The sequence below is a fragment of the Brevibacillus agri genome, assembly GCF_004117055.1.
Classification (GTDB): Bacteria; Bacillota; Bacilli; order Brevibacillales; family Brevibacillaceae; genus Brevibacillus; species Brevibacillus agri.
This window is the reverse complement of record NZ_CP026363.1, coordinates 3008178-3031225: the sequence shown is the minus strand read 5'-3', so window position 1 is coordinate 3031225 and position 23048 is coordinate 3008178. Positions and strand designations below refer to the sequence as shown.

Below are 23048 nucleotides of genomic sequence, written 5' to 3'. Positions count from 1 at the left end.
GTCCTTCTCCACATCAGCTATGGAGAAAATGTGTCAACGCTGGCTATACCAGCTTCGCTTCTGCGCTTGCTTGCAGCTCCCTGACGGTGCGGGCGATCCCTTTTGTCGATTCGGCATCGCCGAGCAGCGCCCGATGGTGGATCCAGATGACTTCTTCGGCAATTTTTCGGGAGACGGGGCAATGTAGCTCGTTCGGGAAAGCGTAGCCTTCACCCAGGCTGGCGACGAACTGCTTGAAGATCGGCGTATCGTGAATCTGCGTGTAGGCAATATAGGCGGGAATGCCTTGTTCGTTCAGCATTTCCACGAACCGCTCGCGCGTGATTCCGCCAAACGGGACCGGGTTGTAGTAAAACATGTACATGTAGTGCGTATGGAGCGTGCACGCCGCTTCGCGGGTTTGCGGAACGATCCCTGCAATCGCCTGCATTTCGGCATCGAGAATTTGCGCATTGCGCTCGCGTCGCTCGTTCAGCTCCGCGAGGCGGGACGTCTGCGGCAGCAGGACAGCGGCCTGAAATTCCGAAATCCGGTAATTGGAGCCTTCGACCAGGTGCTGATATTTTTTGTCGCCGACAGGCCGCCCTACGTTGTGGTACAGAAAAGCCTGGTCGTACAAGTCCTGGGAATTGGTGACGAGCGCGCCGCCTTCTCCTGCCGTCATCAATTTAAACTGCTGGAAGCTGAACACCCCGGCGTCTCCCATGCTCCCTGCGCGTTTTCCTTTCCATTCTCCGCCGTGCGCGTGGCACGCGTCTTCGATGATAAACAGGTGGAACTCGTCGGCAATTTGCTGGAGCCGATCCATATCGCACAGGTGTCCCGCCATATGTACGGGGATCATGCCGACCGTGCGCGCCGTCACCGCTTCCCGCACTTTGAGCGGATCGAGGCAAAACGTGCCGGGATCGACGTCGACAGGGACAGGGATCGCCCCCAGGCTAATGACGGGCAGCGCTGTCGAAATAAAGGTAAAAGCCGGAACGATCACTTCGTCGCCCGGCTTCACGCCCAGGCTCAGCAAAGCCAGCTCGATTGCGTGCGTTCCGTTCGTCACGGCCAGCGCATGCTTGGCGTGGTGCATCTTTGCAAACACTCGTTCAAACGCTTTGACTTTCGTGCCGGACATGCGCCACCATTGATTGCTGCGCAGCGCCTCCAGCAGTTCTTTTTCCTGGTTCTCATCTGCCATCGGCCAGCTTGGGAATCTTCCTGTCAGGTTACTCATTTGCGAACACCTTCCGTTTCTTTGTTTTTGGCAAACCATTGCAAACCGTAAGCGATCCCGCCCCAAAGCGCCGCATCGTCTCCCAGATTGGAAAGCGTGACGCTGACATTTCGCTGCGGCAAAGTCCCGAGAAACTCCTGAACGAGCGTTTCCAGCAAGCGATAGCGTTCCGGAAATCGGCTTGCCATCCCGCCGCCCACGACCACCATGTCGGGGTCGAACAGACGGACCGCATTGGCAATTCCGATCGCCAGCATCCGTATGGCATCGTCCACAATCGCCTGTGCTGTTGCGTTTCCGGCAGAGGCCAAACGAAACACGTCACTCGCCCTTGCAGCGGGCAGCCCGCTGGCTTGCGCGATTCGTTCCATCGCCCGGCCAGACGCGTACATTTGCAAGCAGCCGAAGCCGCCGCACGGACATTTTTCTCCCCGCGGGTCAACCATCATATGGCCGAGCTCTCCGCTCGCTCCCCTCGCTCCTGCGTACACATGGCCCTGCCAGACGAAGGCGCTGCCAATGCCTGTGCCGACTACTGTGTACAAGAGATGCGGCACCGGGTAATCAAGCCCGAACGCATACTCTCCCAGCGCTGCGAGATTGGCATCGTCAAACAGCACGACAGGCTTGCCGACCATCGCGGCAAAAGTATCGCGGAAGGCGAAGCCATTCCATGCTGGACGATTGGGCCAGGTGACAATCGTTCCTGCGGCATCGTGCACGGCAGCAAGCCCGGTCACAACGCCGCGGATTTTCGTCTGCGCCCCTTGTTCCCAGCCTGCGATGACGCTGGCGACTTGCGAAATCGCTTGCAGCGGTCCCGTTTCCTGCCCCAATTCGAGCCGGGCCGTTTCCAGCATCGTGGCGCCATCGAGAGCAAAGAGCGCCATTCTAGCGGTAGAACCGCCAAGATCGACAGCGACGAGTCCCTCGCTCATGTGACCATCAGTCCTTTGCGCGCTGATTGATAAAGCAGCTCGATCAGTCGAACTACTTGTTCGCCATCCTGCGCCGACGGAACGGGCTGGCTTTTCTCGCGGATACACGCGACGAACTGGTCCGCCTGGCGCTTGAACGCAACGAGCGGATCTGGCTTCGGCGGCAAAGGAAAATACTGGGCCTCTTGACCCGCGTAAGTCAAAAGCAAATGGGGCTGCTTGTACAACCCTTGATCGCTAAAGCCGAACAGCGTATTCAGCGTCAAGCTGCCCCGCTCGCCTTTCAGATGAATCTGCACAAAATCTCCGGCTACGTCGTCCTGCCAGCTTACATGCACCTTGCCGAGCATGCCGCCTGCAAACTGAATCATCCCTACTGCCGTGTCCTCCACTTCTACCTGTTCCGATTCAAAGCCGCCCAGCCAATTGCTGTATCCCTCCCGGGCGAAAAACGGACGGGAATGGAAGCTGCCCAGGCAAGCGACCGGCTCCGACGCTCCTGTCAGGAAAAGCAACTGGTCGAGCATATGGCTGCCCAAGTCAATGAGGACGCCGCCTCCCGAAAGCTGCTTTTGCGTAAACCAGCTTCCCGGTCGGGGAATCCCTCTTTTGCGGCGCCAGGTGACTTCGCACATTTGCACTTCGCCAATCTGCCCGGCTGCGATTCTGAAGCGAAGCTCCCGGATATCGTCCCGGTACCGGTTGACAAAGCCCATCATCAAAACGGTCCCGGTTTCTTCCGCCAGGCGGCGCAAAGACGCGGCTTCCTTTGCTGTGGTCGTCATCGGCTTTTCGCACAGCACGTGGATTCCTTTTTCCAAAAAGTGCCTGGCTATTTCGTAGTGGGTGTGATTGGGCGTACATAAAATGACAGCATCCAGCGGGACCTGTCCGATCTCGCTCAGACGGGAGCACGCCGTCGCTCCCGCCTGTTTGGCCAGGCGCGTCGCCCGTGCCTCGTCTGTATCGTATATCGCGCGCACGGACACGTTATCCAGCGACAAAAAGCACGGGAGATGCGCGTGTTCGGCGATCCACCCGGCTCCGACAATCCCTATGGACATTTGACGTTGTTTAGCCAAAGCATTCATCCTCTTCGTCTGTTGGTTGCGACTCATTTCGGTCGAAAGAAAGGGTTATGTTCCTGCGACCGGGCATGTCAAAAGCTCAAGCGTGAAAGACGCCGCCTGCTTTTCTTTTTCGTACAGGCCGACAAGCAGTTCTTGCAGCGACTCGACTTCGCGCTGGTGCGCCGGAGTAGAGCCTCTGCCCTTGCTGTAATAGCTCTTGTAATAAAATTTGATGAGCGCGTTCCCGAATAGCTCCCACTGCTGGCACAGCGTTTTATACTCGCCCTGCAACTGCTCGCATTCCCGCTCGTTCACCCAGCTTTGCTTCTGCAAGATCAGCGGCAAATGGACGGTAGATTTGCGAAAAAAATACGGATTTTTGATCGCCACGGCCTTGCGCTGAAACTGCGCAGGGGACATTCCGAGCAATCTCGGCTCCAGGCTCTCGGCGAATTGCTTGATCGCAGACAGTCCGTACGTCGTGGAAAGTAGCGTATTTCCCGCATGATCGGTCTTGAACGGCTTGCGCTCTTCGCGCAGAAGCGTCTGGAGATTCGCGCAAATCAGCTCTTTTGTGCACCTGGAAAAAAACGCTGCTTCTTCCTGTGCCTTGATCCGCGTGACGAGCAGAGAAGAAGTCTGCGCGGCTGCCAACGCCCGCTCGAAACAATCGTAAGGCAGCGCGTATGGCTCCATTTTGCTCGGTTGAAGACAATCTTCTATCAACAAATAGGAGCGCGCGTGTTCATCGTAGCCGTACAGAAAAGCAGGGTGGATTTGGTGCTGCTTTTCTGCGTCCACGCCAGAAGGATAATGAAAGCGGTCCAGATCGACAAAGACGTAGTATCCGCTGCGCAAAAGCTCCTTGATGGCCACATGCACGCTGTCGTTTGCTTGCAAAGAGCGGGTCTGGAAATCAAGCACAGAAGAAAAATCCAGCCCCCGGGCAACGTCCAGCAACAGGACTCCTTCCTCATGCGCTGCTGCCGCCTCTTGCCCGTCATCGGCTTCGACAACGTGCAGGTGAAACTGGGCTTGCGCCATGCACGGAGCATACGCGAAGCTTTTGTCGCGATTCATCAGGATCGAGATCAAATTGTTGCTGACACAATTCACCCACGTGCCGTTAAAAGGCTCTGCGGGGAGTGAAAACGCATCCAACACTCCTCACCTCCACGCTCATGCTAGACTGGCTCGCTGCTCTCTCTGATGAGCAGATCGGCTTCGTCCGCCGTAATGTTTCCTTGCTCCAAATCGCTCATGATTTGTTCGATCGTCATGCTCCGCTTTGCCGGGGTGGCGCGTTTTCGCTCCAAATAAGCCGCCATATCGTGAACCGTCGGATAGGAGAAAATATCGGAGATCATAAACACGCCGGGATAGGCTGCGTCCAGCTCCTTTTGCAGTCTGACCGCGAGCAGCGAATTGCCGCCCAAGTCTTCGAAGTTGGCAAAAATGCTGATCTCATCCAGCCCCAGCACACTTGCCAGGATGTGCGCGATTTCCTCGTCCCACGCCGTGATCTCCTGATGCTCTGCTTCCTTGATAATCGCGGCCGTTTCCTTGCCTGACACCTCTGCCGGATGGCTCCCGCCGCCAATCGCCTGCGAGACAGCCCGCTCGATGCCCTCTCCCAGCGCGTAATCGCGCACCAGACTGTGTCCAATCGCTTCTTTCGGGAGGCGGCGCTTGAGCTGGCCGACGATGACCTGAGGTTGATCCGCGTGCAAAAGTTCTGTGAAGATCGCCGCTCCTTGTCTGGGCGCGAGGCTCTCGAATGGGCTGTGGCGATTGTCGGCTTCGTGCGCTTGCCCCATCCCGACGTCACGCCACAGCGGCCAGTTGATCGTCAGCGCCTTTTTGCCCATCTGGCGCATATGCGCGGCGTACAGGTCCAGGTAGCTGTTAGCAGCCACGTAATCGCTCTGCCCGATGCCGCCTGTGACGGTGTGCATGCTGGAAAACAGCACAAAGAAATCGAGGTCGTCAGCTTCGGTAAGCTGGTCGAGCAGCCACGTGCCTTTCACTTTGGCGTTCAGCACTTCGCGGATGCGGCTTTCCGGCTTGCGCACGAGCAGTCCTTCTCCTGCCACGCCTGCGCAATGAATGACGCCGCGGATCGCGCCAGACTTCGCGCGGATGTGCTCCAGCACTTGCGAAAGCTCGCTTTCTTCGCTGATGTCTGCGGCGTGAACGTGTACGCTCGCGCCTTGTTTTTCCATCTCGCGGATCGCCGCAATCTGCTCGATTCGTCGCTGATCGGCTCCGGCCGCCTCGATCTCCGGCCACTTTTCCCGCCCGGGCAAGCCTTGACGGCTGATGAGGTGGAGCTTTGCCGGGTGCAGGCGGCTGATCTGCTTGCCGACTTCCAGGCCGAGTCCCCCGGTTCCGCCTGTAATGACGTAGACACCGTCCGCTTTGATGGCAGCGGTGTCACCTGTCGCGGCCAGCGTCGCTTGTTGCAGTCGCTCCACGTACCGCTTGTTATGGCGGTAGGCGACCTGATACGGCGCATCTGCAACCGAAAATTCCGCGACGATTACAGACGGGTCGGTATAGGCGTCGACATCCAGGAACCGGATGCGCACATGCGGGAACTCTTCCCGCGCTACTTTGCCGAGGCCGAGCAAGCAGCCATGCTCTGGCCGCAGAGCGGCTTCGTCGCCTGTCACCCGGTTGGCGCAGTCCCCGACGAGGATGATGTCCAGCTCGTCGCTATGCGGATGGGCAAACAGGCTGTCGAGCAAGTAATACAGGCTGTAAAAGCCTCTTTGTTCGGCTTCCTCCAGCTCTTTTGCCGATTGAATCGTTTTGTCTGTCACGCTCATCAGATGCACGATTTTGCGGACCTTTTTCGCCTGCCACTGCGGCCACAAGCGCTGGTAATCGACGCGATTCTTGACCTGCCCCGTCTCTGTTCCGAAGGCGACCTCGATCATTTCTCCGTAGACAGCGGCAAGCTGCTCGCGAAGCCGCTCGGCCAGCTCGCCTGCCCCGGTGAACACGACCACGGCTTCGTCAGCCTTTGCCTTTGCCTGAGTGGGGGACGGCGCTTCCTGCACGACCCAGTCTTTTTCGTAGTAGCTTGCTGCCGTCCACTGCGTGCGCACCTGCTTGATCGTGTAGCCTTCGATTTCCACAAGCACCTCGCCAGCAGCATTGACGATGTCGATGTCAAAGGTCGCCGTCTCGCTCCCTTCCGTTTGCTCCCGCCGCCTCACGTAGCTGTAAATCGCCGCAGGAATTGGCGCGTGAACGCGAATCGACTGGTAGTAAAAGGGCAAATACAGATGCTCGCCAATGCTTCTGATCGCGATGTTCGCCGCGTTGTCCAGCATGGCCGGATGGTAGTGGTAGTCAGCAGCTTCTGCGCGATACGGCTCGGCCAACTCGATCGCAACGAGACATTCCGCGCCTTCGCTGCGCAATTCCTGCAGGTTGTTCCAGCGCGCTCCGGTCGTGATATAGGCGCCGCTTGCCTGCAAATCGGCTGCGCGGGCAGCCACAGGGAGTTGCTTCATGAGAGCCGACACGTCTACGCGTTTTTGCTGCGCTGTCGGACGGCACAGCTTGCCTTCTGCGTGCTTGCGCCACGAGCCGTCTGTCTGATCCATGCTCGCGATGCGGAAGTGTTTTTCGTCGCCCGCTTTTTTCAGCGTGATGTGCAGCGCATGGCTCTCCCCTTCCCGCAACGAAAAGGGCTGCAAAAAGGCGAGGTCCTTGATGACGGTCAGCCCGCCTTGCTGCCTGCCCACCTCGAGCAGCAGTTCGATGTAGGCCGTGCCGGGCAATACGTATTCACTGCCCACGCGATGCTCGTTTACGACCCAATCGTCTGCGGCAGACAGGCCGACGCGATACGTTATGTGGTCGGATGCGCTTTCCGGCAAGCTCGTAAGCAGCGGATGCGGCGGCTTTTGTGCACGGGGAAGCGGCTGCTGTTTGTAGGCCGCGAAGTCCTCCTGGTTGAGCCAGCAGCGCACTTTTTGAAAAGGATAGACAGGCAAGCTGATGCGGTTGCACGCCAGCCCCTCGTACAGCCGTTCCCAGTCGATTTCGGCGCCTGCGACGTACAGCTCACCCAAGCGGAGATAGGAGGGCAGCTCTCTGTCCGGCAAGGCGCTGGTCATGCTTTGCAGCTCCCGCTTTGCCTGTAGCGTCCGCGCGTGCTTTTCTTCCTCCGTCACTTTCAGCCAGCCGCCAGCCCGGGCTGCTATCGTGTCGCCGCCCACCTCGCTTCCGTGAACCTGGTAATACACACGCTCATCTGAGGCAAGCCCGCGTTTTTGGAGCGCATCCAGCTTGCCGAGCAGATCGTCGTAATCGGTAAAAACAATCGCCAGCCGATGGCTGTAGTGGCCGCGCCCGGTGCTTGCGGTGTAGCACAAATCGTCCAGATCAACTTGCCGATGGCTAGCTACATAGGCGGCGTATTTGGCAACTAGCCTCGACAGCACCTGCTCGTCTTTTGCGGACAGCGGAAGCAAATAAAGGGGAGCTGCTTGTTTTCGCTCACAAAAAGCGGGCGGAGCCTCCTGCACGACCATGTGACAATTCGTGCCGCTCAACCCGAACGAGCTGATCCCCGCCGTCCGCAGCCCTCCAGAAGCGCTCCAGTCGCGCAACTGGTCGTTCACGTAAACGGCGGACGAGCTGAAATCAATCGCTGGATTCGGCTTTTGAAAATGCAGCGAAGGAAACAGTTTTTTGCTTTTCATGGCGTGGATCACTTTTACCAAGCCCGCAATCCCTGCGGCATGATCGAGATGGCCGATGTTGGTTTTGAACGAACCGATGGCGCAAAATTGCTTTTTGCTCGTATAGCGCGAAAAAGCTCGCGTAATGCCCTCTATTTCAATCGGATCGCCCAGCTTTGTTCCGGTTCCGTGCGCTTCGATATAGCTGATCGTCTCGGGATCAATCCCGGCTTGCTCCCACGCCTGGCAAATGACTTCCTCCTGCGCTTTCGCGTTCGGAGCGGTAATGCCAATCGAGTTGCCGTCCTGGTTGATCGCACTGCCTTTAATCACCGCATGAATATGGTCGCGATCCTCCAGCGCTTTTTTCAACGGCTTCAGCAAAACGGCCCCCATCCCCTCGCCTTTTCCGGTCCCGTCGGAACTGGCATCGAACGTCTTCGTTCTTTCGTCCGAGGACTCAATGCCGATTTTGACGTGCGCATGGCTTTTCAGCGGGAAAAGATGCAGCTTGATTCCTCCGGCCAAAGCGAGGTCGCAAGCGCCTTCGATGAGCTGGCGGCAGGCAAAATGAATCGCGACGAGCGAAGAGGAGCACGCCGTATCCATCGCGACGGCTGGCCCCTTCAAGTCGAGCAGGTAAGAAATGCGGCTGGCGATAATGGACTGGATGTTGCCGGGAATCGCAATGCCCATCGCTTCCGGCGCAAGAAGCTGGATGCCTTTTTTGTACACTTCGCCAAAATCGGTGCTGTAGCCGATAAACACCCCTGTTCTGCTGCCAGCAAGCTTCGCTCCTCCATAGCCAGCCTCTTCGATTGCTTCCCAGGCCAATTGCAAAAACAGGCGTTGATTCGGGTCCATCAAACTTGCTTCGCGCGGGGATATGTGGAAAAAGCCCGGATCGAACCGGTCGATCTCGGGCAAATATCCGGCTCGGTCAAACTGCGCTTTGGCTCGTTCGATGGGAAGCATGGGCAGGAAAAGGGCAGCGTTTTCCTGTCTGTTTGCCGGGATATCCTGGATGGAGTCGATGCCGAGATGCAGAAGCTGCTCCAGCCGGGCATCCGTGTCAGCCTGGCCTAGCCGGGCGGCGATCCCCACGATGGCAATGTCGTTTTCCGCCTCCTTTTGCTGATCGTGCCGCAAAAAATGAATGAGGCGGGCGGCAACGTTTTTGTCCAACTGCCCGGAGCCGACCTGCTTCAATATATAGGCGTACATCTCTTCTTTTTTTGCCATAAGCGTTACTCTCCTAATTTTTTCAGGATGTCTTCCACCGACGCCTCTCCCTCGCTAAATTCGTCCAATAGCTGCAAAATGTCGCCGATTTCATTGTCGTTTGGCTGCCCTTCCGCTTTCGCGCCCGACCGTCCTCGGTTTGGCTGGCTTCTCTCGATATGCTGGGCCATGGCACTGATCGTTTTGCATTCGAACAAATCCATCACTTTGATTTTTTGCGGGTATTTCTCTTCGATTCGGGCTTGCATGCGGACGATCAGGTGCGAGTTTCCGCCGAGATCGAAAAAGTTTTGCCTCGTCCCGACCTGTTCCACACCGAGCAGCTCGCGCCACAACTGAACCAGGAACGTTTCCACTTCGCTTCCGGGGGCTTGCAGCTCGCCTTGCTCTGTGGATTCAGCCGGGAGCGACATCGCTTGCAGCGCTTTGCGATCCAGTTTTTGGTTGGAGGTGACAGGCATCGCCTCCAGGCGCACAAACCGGGCCGGGATCATGTAAGCAGGCAACGCTTTGCGCAGCGATTCCTGCAATTCCGAAGCGGCAATGTCGCAGGTCGACGTATAGTAGCAGGTCAATTTGTTCGATTCGCCTTCCTTGACCGCGACGACGCCAACTGACGTGACGCCCGGGACGCTTGCGAGTTTGTGTTCGATTTCCCCTGTTTCGATCCGGTAGCCTCTGACTTTGACCATGCCGTCGTTGCGCGAAATATATTCAAGCTGTCCATCGGTCCCGTATTTGCCCAAGTCTCCGGTATGGTAGACGATCCGATCGGTAAACGGGTGCAGGCGATACACTTGCTCGGTCTTCGTTTTGTCACGGAAGTAGCCGGGGGTGACGCCAGGGCCGCTAATGCAAATTTCGCCGGGCACGCCGGGGCCGCACAAGTTTCCGTCTTTGTCCAAAATGTAGACCTGGTTATGTCCGAGCGGACGGCCGAGCGGAACGACCGCTTTGCCTGCAAGCTCCCTGTTCACTTCGCAACACGTAGCCCAGATCGTCGCTTCTGTCGGTCCGTACAAGTTGTACAGCTTGGCGGCAGGGAAATAGCGGGCAATCTCGCTGGCTAAGGCAGGGCCCCACGCTTCGCCGCCAACGAGGACGGTTTCGAACTGGCGCAAGCACGCCAACCGCTGTTCGTCCTGCTGAGCAAGGCCAAGGATGAATTGGCTTATTAAAGTCGGGACGGAATGCCACACGTCGACCGGATGTTCCTCCAGATAGGCAAACAGCAAAGCAGGGTCGCGCAGCCGCTCCGACGGCATGATATGCAAGGTAGCTCCACTCGTCAGGCAGCCAAAAATTTCAAACACAGAAATGTCAAAGCTGATCGAAGTGACCAGCATCATGTTGCGCCCAGGTCGCAGTTGAAATTGCTGCTGACTCCACAAAAGGTAGTGCAGCGCGTTTTGCTGGGTCACCATGACGCCTTTTGGCGTGCCAGTCGAGCCGGAAGTGTACATGATGTACATCAGCTCGGATGGCGGCGCTGTCACAGGTGCGGCGGGCTGGTTGCGAATATGCGCGTCCCCGTAATAGCGAAGATGCCCTACCGCTTCTGCCAGGAGCACATCGCCTGATAAATCGACCACCGCTTCCAGATGAGTTCCAGCGATCGTTTCCAGCATCGGAATGACGCTTTGCTCCGACAAAACGGTTTTGATCCGGCTGTGCTGAATCATGTAGGCGATGCGTTCGCTCGGAAAATCGACGTCCAACGGCACATACGGGCGTCCAGCCTTGAGAATGCCCAAAAGCGCGACGATCATTTCGATACCGCGCGGCAAATAGACGCCGATCGGCTCCTGCGATTCCTCGGCGCTCGTTTTCAGCAGGAAGGCGGCCAACTTGTTGGAGCGCTCATCCAGTTGCTGGTAGGTCAAGCGCATTCCCTCGAAAACGACGGCGGTCTGCGCGGGCTGTTTCTTGGCTTGCGCTGCAAACAGGCGGTGTACCTCGTCGGGAGCGTCCAGCGCAACAGGCGTCGGATTTTGCCCGAGCACTTCTGCCTTTTGCTCGGCATCCAGCAGCTCATAGCGCCCAAGCATTTGCGCCGGATGGTCGATCACCTGGTCGAGCAAAAACGAAAAATAGTCGGCGTATTTCCGGATGGTCGCCTCGGCAAACAGCGTCGTTTTGTACTCCATTCGCACTTCCATTTGCTCCTGCTCCATTTTGCAAATGCAGCTCAGGTCGTAGAGACTGATCCGGTCGTTATCTTGCGGGACGTTGTCGTATAGCTGAAAAATCGTGGAGAAGATCGGCGTCCGGCTCTGGTCCCTCTCCGGGTTCAGCTTTTCCACCAGCGTGTTGAACGGATAGCGCCCGTTGGCATAGGCTCGGACGCATTTTTGCTTGACCGCCTCCAACACTTCGTCATAGCGGGAAAGTCCGCGAAAATCGAGGCGGATGCAAACCATGTTCATGAACAGGCCGATGACATTTTCCCACTCTTGCCGCTCCCTGCCGGACACCGGAAATCCGACGATGATGTCCTCCTCCTGGCTGATTTTGTGCAGGAAAAGAAAATAGACGGCCAAAACCGTCATGTAAAGAGTCGTGGAGCGATTTCTCGCCAGCAGGCGCAACTGTTCGGTTTTTTCTTTGGACACCGTGAATTTGATGTAGCTGCCGTCGTAGACGAGAGAGGGCGGCCGCTCAAAATCGGTCGGCAAATTCAGCACTGGCAGCGGTTTGATGAGCTCGCTTGTCCAGTACCGATCCATGTGCCGGAACTCTTCCGACGCGAGCCACTTTTTCTCCTGCTCGACCCAATCGCTGTAGGGCAACGTCACGGCTGGCAACTGGACGGGCTGCTTCGAGCGGATGCGCTCATACAGCGCCATCAGCTCCCGGAAAAACAGCCCGACGCTCCAGCCGTCCGAAATGATGTGATGCATGTTGACGTAAAGGCGATGCTCATTAGCAGCCAGACGATGCAGCTCCATGCGGAACAGCGGCTGCGCAAAATCAAACGGAGTCGCATTTTGCTCCTCCAGTCGTCGGGCCGACATTTCTGCGCCGGACGGTTCATGGCTGTAGTCGCGAAACTGGATGACGTTTTGCCAATCCGGCAAAATGAACTGCTTCGGTACGCCAGCGACAGTTTGGACGACGGTGCGCAACGAGGCGTGGCGCCGGGTCAGCATGTCCAGGCTTTGCTGCAGCACGTCCAGATCAATGGCGAGCTGCAATTGCTTGACGACAGGCAAATGATAGGCTGTCGTCTGCGGATCGTAGTTTTGCAAAAACCAGATCCGGTATTGCGCCTTGGACAGATCGTGCCCGTCATGTGGCTCGGCTGTCGCTTCCTGCCTTGCGGGTTGCGCAGGCAGCACGTTTGCGTCCAAATAAGTCGCCAGCTCGGGGATGGTCGGAAATTCAAAGATTTCCGCAATCGTGATCGGCTTGTTCAGGTGCGTGTTCAGCACATTCGCCATTTGCGTCGCGATAATCGAGTCGCCGCCGACTTCGTAGAAGCTTTTTTGCAGGTCGATCTCGGAGAGGCCAAACGTTTTTGCCCACACCTGCGCCAGTTGTTTTTCGGTAGCGGTCAGCTCGTCGTGCGGTTTGCCGTCAATCGGCACGTCGAGAGGGAAAGCTTCACCAGGTGCGGCCGCTGCGGCTCGCTCCGCGACGTTTCCGCGCAGACCAGCGACTAGCTGCAACGGGAAGCGCTTGTCCGGCGAGGCGTGGAGCTGCTCGAAGCGTACATCTGCCACGACTACGCGCGGAACGTCTGGCAGACTGGCAAATGCCTGGACGGCCTGCGCCGTTTTCAGTGGCTTGAACAGAGCGTTGCCGTTTGTCACGCCATAGTCGGCCGCCATCCCGGTTTCTGCCCACGCGGTCCAGTTGATCGTCGTAGCGCGAATCCCTTGCTGACGCAAGTAAGAGGCAAAGCCGTCGAGGTAGCCGTTCGCCGCCACATAATCGCCCTGCCCCGGACTGCCCTCGACCGTTGCGATCGAGGAAAACAGCACGAAAAAGTCGGGGCGTTCCTCCAGCAAGCTGTACAGCAAGTAGCTGCCTTCGATTTTTGGTTTGGTCACCTGCGCGAACTCTGCCCATGTTTTGGTGAATAGGAATCCGCTGCCCGCCACGCCTGCCGCGTGAATGACCCCTTTGATCGGGCCGCACGCCTCGCGAAGCTGCTGCAACGTGGCCGCCAACTGCTGCTCGTCGGTGATATCGCACGCGCAGACGGTGACGCTGCTGCCCGACCGTTCGATTTCTTCCACACTGTCGATGATGCGGCGCGTTTTGCTGTCTGCTTCTGTTTCGCGCCGTTTGATTGCCGCCCAGTCTTCGCGCGGCGGAAGTGTGCTGCGGCTAAGCAAGCCAAGGCGAATTTTTTTGCGGGAGGCAAGATGTTTGGCGATTTCCAGCCCGATTCCGCCCGTGCCTCCGGTAATCAGATACAGCCCGTCCTCTTGCAGCTCCAGCGGCTGTACAGACTCAGACTCTTCTACCGGGCAGCGGGCAAATTCTTCGACATACCGCTCCTGACCGCGGTAGGCGACCTGATACGCGTCGGTTGCACCGTAGATTTCCGCGAAAAGGCTGCCGCCGTCCGTCGCTTCGTCGAGATCAATACTTCGGCATTTCAGATGGGGATACTCTGCGTTGATTCCTTTTCCTAACTGGAACAACGCCGTGTAGCACGGCTCCAGCTCTGGTTCGCTGCCTGTCACTTCCCAGCCATTTCTGCCCAGTATGACCAGCTCGATCTCCTGTCTGTACTTGGCTTGCACCAGCGATTTCACCAGCGAAAACAGGCTGCGGACGGTGCGGGCTTGCGTTGCTTGCAAGCGGCCGAGGCTGGGAGCGGCACGCTGTTCATCCAGCGCATACGCATGGACAATCCGGCTGATGCCTCGCCCTTGCAAGTCGGCGAAAAGCTGTTCATAATCCGCTTCCGCGTGTCCTACCACGTACTTCGTTTCCCGTTCTTTGCGGTAGCCGTCACCGTAAGCGACCTGAATCAGCTCGACGCCGCGCGCTTCCCATTCCTGAATCAGCTCCCGCACCGTTCCGCTTCCACTTCCGCTGTCGCTGCCGCCAAACAACAGCACGCTGCCTGCGTCGACCTCTCCACGCTGTTCCAACGGAGCTTTTACCCAGCGAATCTGATAAAACAAATCGTGCGCGACCATCGCCAGAGAGACGCGCTTCAACGTGTAGTTCTCGACCTCGGCAAACACGTTCCCTTGCTCGTCGATCAGGCTGATATCGTAGGAAACCGTCTCCCGGCTGTCGCCGCGCGCTTCTCTTTGCTGCAAATAGCTGTAAAAAGAAGCAGGCATGTTGCTGTAAAAGCTCATCCGCTTGAAGGAAAAAGGCAGGTACAGGTCTGATAGAACAAACATCGTCACGGCATTCAACCCTGTGTCGAGCAAGGCCGGATGAAAGTCGTACCAGGCAAAATCATTCCGGTAGGCTTCTGGCAACTGCACGTGGACCAGCACGCGATCTTCGCTTTTCGCCAAAGCCCGAATGTTGTGCCAGCGCGGACCGAATCTCGTCCGCCTTCCAGGTAGCGCATGATTTTATGCAGCGTCGCCTCCTCCTGCTGCATGTAAAACTTGAGCGTCAAGTTGCGCGCGTTCCGCGCTTTGCGCTCGATTTCGCTATACGCCGCATGAAGCCGGTCGGGCGAGTCGAGATAGTCGGTGTGCTCCTGCATGTATTTGATCCGGGCGACCATCAAGCTTTTGTGCTCCCATAAGCTGTGGACGTGGCGCACGTCGAAGCCTGCCTTGCCCGCAAGCAAGCGTTCGTAATAGTCTTGCAGGCAACGATATGTATCCAAACCGTAGGCGCAATGATCCCACGGGTTGGCGACCATGCGAAATCTGCTGGACGTATTGCCGGAAGTCAAATACTCTTCCAGCGTTTCCTGCACCAATGCCAAATCAAACGCATACGCCCCCGTTTCCTTGATTTTGTACAAATAGATGCGATTGCAAATGGCCTGGTGGTCGATCCGGGCGATGCTGTCATACGCCTGCGCAAACGCTTGAAAAGACGCGCTCGTGGTGGCGAGCATCTGCTTGTCTGTAAAGCCCAGCAATTGAAACGTTTCGTTTTGCAGATCGACGCCGTGCACCAGCACATCGTGGGAGAGATGGCTTTTTTGATAGACGGCGCGCTCGGGAATGTAGTACTCATCGACATTCAGGTACACATAGTAGCCGTCCAGGAGGCAATCGCGGACAAACTCGACGATGTTCCTTTGGACGATGTTCATCGTGCCCCTTTGCAAATGCTCGACGTGCAGCCATGGGTTCAACGTATAGTCGTGAATGTAAAACGTAAACGGAACAGGCGGATCAGGGCGCTTGTCGAAGCACACCTGGATAAAATTGCTGTACAGCCAGGGCAGGCTTCTTTTGTCCTGCAAGACGATACATAGAGGAAAGGCAAAAAATTGATAGCCGAAAATCGGCGGCTGGACGACTGGCAGCGTTACGCTCTCCACAAGCATCTCCTCTTTTCCGTTTCGAATCATGATTTTTCAGGCATGGCTGCAAGCAAGCGTGCCGTTTAGTCCAAAAACGGACCGATCATCGAGCAAGCGAACTGCTTGATCTCTTCCGGCGTTCCCTTGGCGATGACCTCGCCGCCTTTGTGCCCCGCGCCTGGCCCAAGCTCGATCAAATAGTCGCAGTAAGACAGCACGTACGGATCGTGTTCGATGAGCAGGACGGAATGTCCGCTGGCGATCAGCTTGCCGAGAATGACCAGCAGTTTTTCCGTGTCGTAGTAACTGAGGCCGACAGTCGGTTCGTCCAAAATGTACAGAAAGCTTCCCTTGCTGCTTTTTCCCAGCTCACGCGCCAGTTTCAGCCGCTGGGCTTCTCCCCCGCTCAACGTCGTCAGGCTTTGCCCGATGAGAATATAGCCCATGCCGAGTTCCTCGATCGTGCCGAGCATCTTGCTGATTTTGGCGTGGTCAGAGAAAAACGCGTGCGCTTCGGAAATCGACATCTCCAAAATGTCGGAGATCGTGCGCTCTTTGTAGCGAACCTGCATTACTTCCTGCTTGAATCGCTTGCCGCGGCAGGAAGGGCACGGATCGCTGAACGTCAACTGCCCGAGCCATCTTTTGATCTGCCCGTTTCCGTTGCAAACCGGACACGAGCCTGTCGAGTTGAACGAAAAAGAGCTGCGCGTAAACTGCCGGGCGATGGCCTCCTCCTGCGCGGCAAAAAGTTGCCGGATGTGGTCCCACACCCCCAAAAACGTGGCGACGCAAGAGTTTTCATGGCGCCGCGCCAGCTTCTGCGTGACGACGATGCAGCCATCGACGTTTTCCGCGCCTTCCAGCCGGGCATCGGCGTGCGCATGGGCGTAATCGCTGTCGTGCTCTTCTTCCTCCAGCAACTGCTTTTGCTTGCCCGCTTTTGCTTTCAACGCTGCTTGAAGCTTAGGGATAAGCGTGTCGATCACCAGCGAGCTTTTGCCGCTGCCAGACAGCCCGCTGATGCCGACGATGGCACGCAAAGGAAGATCGACGTCGATGTTTTTCAGATTGTTCGTGCGCGCGTTGCAAATCGACAGCTTGGGAGCGGATGCGTCCACGCCGCTTGCGTATTCTTTTGGCGGGTGCTTTTTCTTCCGCAAATACTGGGCCGTGATTGATTCGCGCGACTGGAGAAAGCCGGCGTAGCTCCCCTGGTAGACGATAGAGCCGCCGAGTTGGCCAGCCAAAGGGCCGAAGTCCATGATGTAGTCGGCGTGCTTGATGACGCTTTCATCGTGCTCCACGACAATGACCGTGTTGCCTTGCTGCTTTAGCCGATGGAAGCTTTCGATGATCTTTTCTTTTTCTTTTTCGTGCAGCCCGGCGGTCGGCTCGTCAAAAATGTAGATGATCGAATCGACCTTTGCCGACAGGTGAGACATGATGTGCAGCCGCTGTGTCTCCCCTCCGCTCAACGTCGGGATTTCGCGATACAGGTTCAGATAGGACAAGCCGACCGTTTCGAGGCAATCCAGCTTGCGCAAAATCTCTCCGAGCAAGTGGGCAATAAACGGGGTATGCGGCCGCGCTGTCTGGTAGTGGCGGAGAAATGCCGCCAGGTCGCTGACATTCATCTGGCAAAGCTGTCCGATATGCTTGTCGCCAATCGTAATCGAGAGCGCTTTTGGCCCGAGCCGGAACCCTTGGCATCTCGTGCACGGCCGCGTCGTCTGCAGATCGGGAAATTGCTGCAGATTGATCTTTTTCAGCTTTTCTTCAATGACGACAGTGACTCCGTAAAAAATCAGGTGGCCTTTGCTCTGCGTCCGCTTCGGCCGATAATGCAAAAACGCTTCCTTCGCTTCCGGCGGCAACTCGGCAAAAGGCGTGTCCGCGCTCACCTGAAAATGTTTGCTGAAATTATCGAGGCGCTTGTACACGTACTCCTTTTCCTCTTTTTTCGCGTGCGGGAACTGGTAGGCGAACTGATGCCACCGTTCAATCGTTTCGCGCTCCGACGGCAAAATTTTCTCGACGTTTACCTCGACGACACTTCCCCTGCCGCCGCAGGCCGGGCATGAGCCATGCGGGGAGTTAAACATGAACAGCCCCGGCACAAATTCGTCTGGCTGGTGCGAGGCTATCTCCTTGCCTGCCCGCTGTCCTTCCTGGGCGTAAATGATCGCCAGCAGGTTCAAAATGCGGGTGACGGAGCCGACGACCGAGCGCGGATTCAGATTGCTGACAGTTCGCTGCTGCACGGCAATCGTCGGGCTGAGTCCCTGAATCATGTCAAACGAGTCGTAGTGCAGGACATCGTGCGCGATGCCCAGCGCCTCCAAGTAAATCCGCTGCCCCTCGTGGTGCAAGGTGTCGAAAATAAAGCTGGATTTCCCCGAGCCGCTAACTCCCGTGACGACGATAAACTGATGCTTCGGAATCGTCGTGGTGATGTTTTTCAGATTGTGAAGCTTCGCGTTGTAGACTTCAATGTGCACCCGTTCTCCATTCCTTCCCACTGATCGATGTTCGCTGCTCTTTTACGTACTGCGCGATCCCTCGCAAGCCAAGCTCGTACACATTGGCCTTCAAGCCGATCACGTGGCCCACAGCGTTGGCGAAGAAAATTGATTCGGCATGCCAGCCGCCCCGTTCAAAAATGTTGGACATGTGCACCTCGATATAGGGAACGCCGACTGCGGCCAGCGCGTCGAGTATCGAGTAACCGGTCTTGGAAAATCCCGCCGGATTCAGCACCACGCCGTCCAGGTCGTGCAGTTGCTGCTGAAAAAAGTCGACGATTTCGCCTTCGTGGTTGGATTGGAAAAAGAGGACATCCACTTGCAGCTCGCCCGCCAGCCTGTACAGCCTGTCCTCGATTTGCTTCCAGGTGACGGTTCCGTAAATCGCGGTTTCCCGCAATCCGAGCAGGTTCATGTTCGGTCCGTTTACGATTGCAATTCTCATAGCGTTTATCATTCTCCTACGTGGCATGCGCCTTACTTCATCTGATTTTTTGCCTCTGCCCACAAATCGGCAATCCCGTCAGCTCGCGGGACGGCCACTACCAGACGTTTTACTTCCTCCAGCAGTTGCGCGACCGCATCGTGGGCAAATTGACTGCTGTCGTATTCCGCCCGGAGCGTGAAGCGGTCCTCGGACGGGTTGACAAACAGGCGCAGCGGAAGGTGAAGCTGCCCGCTGCTCTTTGCCTGAAACGGCTTTTGCTCGCCAGCTTGCGTCTGGAACGGAAAGTGCGTATAAACCAGGCTGCGCGTATTGATGACGGTTTGCAAAAAATCGAGCGGAATTTGCGACCACTGCGCCATTTGCTGCAACGTAATATGCTCGTAGCGGCGAATGCGCACGATTTTTTTCTGCAAGGCGACAAACCACTCTTTGACCTGGTCCGCGTCGTTGTAGGTCAGCCGGACGGGCAAGCTGTTGGTAAACAGTCCGACCATTTTGTCCATTTGCCCGATTTCCGGGACGCGTCCCGATGTCATCAGCCCGATCAGGACGTCGCGCTGTTCGAGCAGTCGCGCCTGCGCCAAGCCCCACGCGCCCAAGACTACCGTATTTAGCGTTATTTGGTTCTTTCTGGAAAATTCTCTTACAGTATAGACCTCGTCTTGTGCCAGAGCAACACTTTTCACGGCGCTTACATAGCCGCTGCGCTGGCTCGGTGTCGTCGGCACAAGCTGTTCGCGATAGCGGAACGGCCCCAGCTCCCCTGTCCAAAATTGCCGCGCTTCCTGGTCGTCCTGCCTTTTTTGCCACTTGACATAATCGAGGAAAGGCGTCGCGGGCGTCTGCGGCTCGCGGATGAGCGCTTCGCCGAGCTGATAGTTCGCCCACACTTCCTGCAAAATGAGATTCATGCTCCAGCCGTCAAACAAGGAATGTTGATACGTCCAGACAAACTGGTAGCTTGCCTTGTCGTATTGGATGAGCTGAAACCGCATTTGCGGAACTTCGTCCACCTTGAAGCTCTTTTGCCGTTCCTGCGCGATCCATTCGGCCAAAGCTTGCTTTTGCTCGTCCGCAGACAGCTTCGTCCAGTCCAGCACGTCGATGGCAACGTCGACATGCCTTTTCACGAATTGAACCGGATGCGATATTTTTCTCCAGATGAATCCAGTCCGCAGCACGGAATGGCGGTCGATAACCCGCTGCCAGGCCAGTCGGAAATGGTCAAGCCTAAGCTCCTCTGCAATCGGGAACGCGAGCAGGCTGACCGTGCCTTGCCGCGCGTGCAAAATGTTGTGGTTCAGGACCAGTAACTGCATGAAGGTGAGCGGATAGACGCTTTCGACTTCCCGTGTATCCACTGTACGCAGTAAAATCTCCTGGTCGGCCTGGTCGACGTTGTAGAACAGCGTGCTTGGGGCGGATGGCTGGCTGGTGCTTTCCAGGCTGATCTGCCGCGCCTGTTGCTCCTGCGTCGGGTCATCTGCCGCCAATGCTCCTGTGGTTGATTGGCTGTCGCTTTCCCGCCCGACCTGCCGCGCCTGCTGCTCCTCCATCGTCGGGTGATCCCCCGCCAATGCTTCCGTGGACGGCTTGCTGTCGCTCCCCAGCCGAATCTGCCGCGCCAGCTCCTCCATCGTCGGGTAATCAAACAGCAGATCGGAGGCAATCTCAATGTGATGTTCTTTCAGACGCGAAGCGAACTGGATGGCCGTCACGGAATCGCCGCCCAGGTCAAAAAAGTCGTCTGCCACACTGATCGGGCTTTTTCCGAGCAACTCCTCCAAAATTGTGCACAGCCACGAAGCCATGTCCTCCTGACGCTGATTGCGCGGCTGCTGCTCGGTGGCCGGAGCGGAAGCCGAAGCGCTGGCGAGCGGTGCGAGCTTTTCTCCGGGAGAATCAGCAGCAAAGCTCGCCAACAACTCTTCTACTTGCCGCATCTGGTGCGCTTGTAACGTGTAGCTGGCCTGGCCGTCCTGGATGAACTCGCCGCCCTGTCTTATCAGGAGCGTAGAGGGAGGCAGACGCTTTTCATTGCCAAGCGTCTCCGCAGGCGCAGCGAACGCCCGCTCAATCCAGTAATACTTCCGTTCAAAAGCGTAGGTCGGCAGCGGGAGGCGGCTCGGGTGCGCTGGCGCATGGACGTTTTTCCAGCGGATGTTCGCCTTGTACAGCCACAGTCGCCCTAACGAAGCGAGCATCGTCTTGCAGGCCGATTCGTTTTCTCCGGGGGCGGGCAAGGACGGCAGCAATGGCGCGGAACGGAACCGTTCGCTTGCTGCCAGCCGTTCAAGCTGCGTTTTCCCTGGGCCGACTTCGAGAAATACCGGCTTTTGCACATGGGAGAGCACAGGCAAGCTAGCCACATCCACCCCTTGACCGGAAAAGCTGACCAGCTCCCGCCAATAGTCCATGGAGCTGGCCTGCTCCTCGGTGATCCACGTGCCGCTTCTGTTCGACAAAAACGGAATGCCCGGTTTGCCAAGCGCGATGGCATAAGCACAGTCCCCACGGAAACAGAGCAGCTTCAAAGCGTCTTCCCAAGCCAAAACGCCTGCGAGACACGCGCTGACGTATTCTCCGAGCCAATCTCCTGCCAGCGCTTTTGGTGTCACTCCCCAGTGACGCCATAGCTGCGCCAGCGAGTATTCCAGGATGAATTGGGCGATTGGGCCATGGGGCGAATCGTTTTCCAGCCATGTTTTGGCATCCAGCCGCAGCACCCGCTCCACGAACCGGAAGCATTGGTCCATCTGCTCGCGGAAGAAAGGGAACTGCCGATACAAGTCGCGGGCCGTGCTTCCACACGCGATTCCCGCCGGGGAAAAGACAAAGACGACCGCTTTCTTTTCCGCGCTTTCCTCCGTTTCGCTGCAAACAAGCCGCAGCGCATCCGGATGGGCAACCGCCTCTTCCGTGTGGCACAGGACGATCCCGCGAAAATCGAAATGCTCCCGGCCCGTTTGCAGCGTGTAGGCGACTTGCGACAAGCTTGCCTCGGGATTCTCGCGGAGATAAGCCAGCACATTTTCATAGTTTCGCTGTCTCGCCGCACTGGTTTTCCCCGAAATCGCCAGCAGATTCCACTCGCTCGCCGCTTCTAGGGCGGGCGTCTTTGGAGCCGTTTCGACAATGACGTGCGCATTGGTCCCGCCGATGCCAAAAGAGCTGACGCCTGCCACTCTTTTTCCCGAATCCGCCTGCCACCTTACCGGGGTGTTATTCAAGCGGAACGGGCTGTTTTCCAATTCGAGCTGCGGATTCGGCTTTTGCAGGTGCAAGAGCGGCGGAATCGTTTCGTGGTGGATGGCGAGAACGGTCTTCATCAGGCCCGCGATGCCGGAAGCGGTGTTCAAATGCCCCACATTCGCCTTGACCGAGCCGATGTAACACGGATCGGCCGGATCGCGCTCCTTGAACACTTCCTTGAGGGCGGCAATCTCTACCCGGTCCCCCAGCTTCGTCCCCGTGCCGTGCGCTTCCACATACCCGATCTCGTGCGGAGTCACTCCGGCCACTTCCATCGCTTCGGAAATGACTTGAATCTGGCCCTCGAATCCAGGCGCGGTGTATCCGACTTTGCCTGCGCCGTCGTTGTTGATGGCCGAACCGCTAATGACCGCGTAGATATGATCCTTGTCTTGCAGCGCCTCGTCCAGCCTTTTGAGCACAACGACGCCCACGCCGTCGCCGAAGACGGTCCCTTCCGCTTTTTCATCGAAGCAGCGGCAATGTCCGTCCGGCGATTCGATGCCCCCCTGCTTGTACAAATAGCCGTGCTTGTCGAGAAACTGGACGGACACGCCTCCTGCCAGAGCCATGTCGCACTCCCCGTTCAGCAGGCTCTGGCACGCCAGATGCACGCTCACCAGCGAGGAGGAGCAAGCCGTCTGAACGGAAAAGCTCGGGCCAGTCAAATTCAATTTGTAGGAAACCCGCGTCGTCAAAAAGTCTTTGTCGTTTCCGACCTCGATTTGGCGATGGTCCAAAATGCGCAACAAGTCGGGGCGACTGACCACATGCGTCACATATTTGTTCGCGCCGATTCCGGCGAACACGCCCACCGCACCCTCAAGCTGCGACACGCTTTGTCCGGCATCTTCGAGGGCATTCCAGGCAGCTTCCAGAAACAGCCGTTGCTGCGGATCCATAATCTCGGCTTCCCGCGGCGTATAGTGGAAAAAGGCTGCATCGAACCATTCGATCCCTGCCAGTTGACCGCAAGCGGGGACGTAGTCCGGCCGAGCGAGCAGAGCCGGGTCTACGCCCGACTCCAACAGCTCCTCTTTTGTGAAAAAGCGGATTCCTTCTACGCCGTCCACCAGGTTGTTCCAATACTTACGAATATTTTCGGCTTGCGGAAATTTTCCCGCCATGCCGATGATCGCGATTTTCTCGCTTGGCGCATGTGCATTTTCCATTCCGATTTTCCTT

The 23048-nt window shown here is 57.2% G+C and carries 10 protein-coding genes; all 10 read right to left on the bottom strand.

All coding sequences use genetic code 11. From position 1 onward, the window contains the following. Positions 1-43 precede the first annotated feature (43 nt). From BA6348_RS15080 to BA6348_RS15035, 10 genes are read right to left on the bottom strand one after another with little or no spacing between them, the layout of a single operon-like run. Positions 44-1228 (bottom strand): DegT/DnrJ/EryC1/StrS family aminotransferase, encoded by a 1185-nt coding sequence (locus BA6348_RS15080; protein ID WP_242507356.1) that lies wholly within the window; start codon positions 1226-1228, stop codon positions 44-46. After that, a complete protein-coding gene (locus tag BA6348_RS15075; protein WP_026557197.1) occupies positions 1225-2166 on the bottom strand; it encodes an ROK family protein in 942 nt (313 codons plus the stop codon). Before BA6348_RS15075 ends, BA6348_RS15080 begins: the two co-directional genes overlap by 4 nt. Then, positions 2163-3248: a Gfo/Idh/MocA family protein gene (locus BA6348_RS15070; RefSeq protein WP_165328994.1), complete on the bottom strand. Its 1086-nt coding sequence runs from the start codon at positions 3246-3248 to the stop codon at positions 2163-2165. The genes BA6348_RS15075 and BA6348_RS15070 overlap by 4 nt, the downstream gene beginning before the upstream one ends. A gap of 54 nt (positions 3249-3302) precedes the next feature. Next, the gene (locus BA6348_RS15065; protein WP_207212829.1) at positions 3303-4397 is read right to left on the bottom strand and encodes a hypothetical protein; all 1095 of its coding nucleotides are present in this window, start codon (positions 4395-4397) and stop codon (positions 3303-3305) included. A 23-nt stretch (positions 4398-4420) separates the two neighbouring features. Next, on the bottom strand, positions 4421-9175 hold the full coding sequence (locus BA6348_RS27375) for a type I polyketide synthase (protein ID WP_122952448.1): 4755 nt from the start codon (positions 9173-9175) through the stop codon (positions 4421-4423). Positions 9176-9180: 5 nt separating this feature from the next. Further along, positions 9181-14643 carry a non-ribosomal peptide synthetase gene (locus BA6348_RS15055; RefSeq protein WP_141333626.1) on the bottom strand — a complete coding sequence of 1821 codons (5463 nt, stop codon included), beginning with the start codon at positions 14641-14643 and terminating at the stop codon, positions 9181-9183. After that, positions 14556-15662: a cysteine peptidase family C39 domain-containing protein gene (locus tag BA6348_RS15050; RefSeq protein ID WP_242507502.1), complete on the bottom strand. Its 1107-nt coding sequence runs from the start codon at positions 15660-15662 to the stop codon at positions 14556-14558. Before BA6348_RS15050 ends, BA6348_RS15055 begins: the two co-directional genes overlap by 88 nt. A 59-nt stretch (positions 15663-15721) precedes the next feature. Then, positions 15722-18139, bottom strand: coding sequence for an excinuclease ABC subunit UvrA (locus tag BA6348_RS15045; RefSeq protein ID WP_122952446.1), 2418 nt, complete (start codon positions 18137-18139; stop codon positions 15722-15724). After that, a complete protein-coding gene (locus BA6348_RS15040) occupies positions 18129-18608 on the bottom strand; it encodes a type II 3-dehydroquinate dehydratase (RefSeq protein ID WP_025848612.1) in 480 nt (159 codons plus the stop codon). The genes BA6348_RS15045 and BA6348_RS15040 overlap by 11 nt, the downstream gene beginning before the upstream one ends. Before the next feature lie 32 nt (positions 18609-18640). Further along, positions 18641-23035: a type I polyketide synthase gene (locus BA6348_RS15035; protein WP_122952445.1), complete on the bottom strand. Its 4395-nt coding sequence runs from the start codon at positions 23033-23035 to the stop codon at positions 18641-18643. Between the last annotated feature and the right edge of the window lie 13 nt (positions 23036-23048).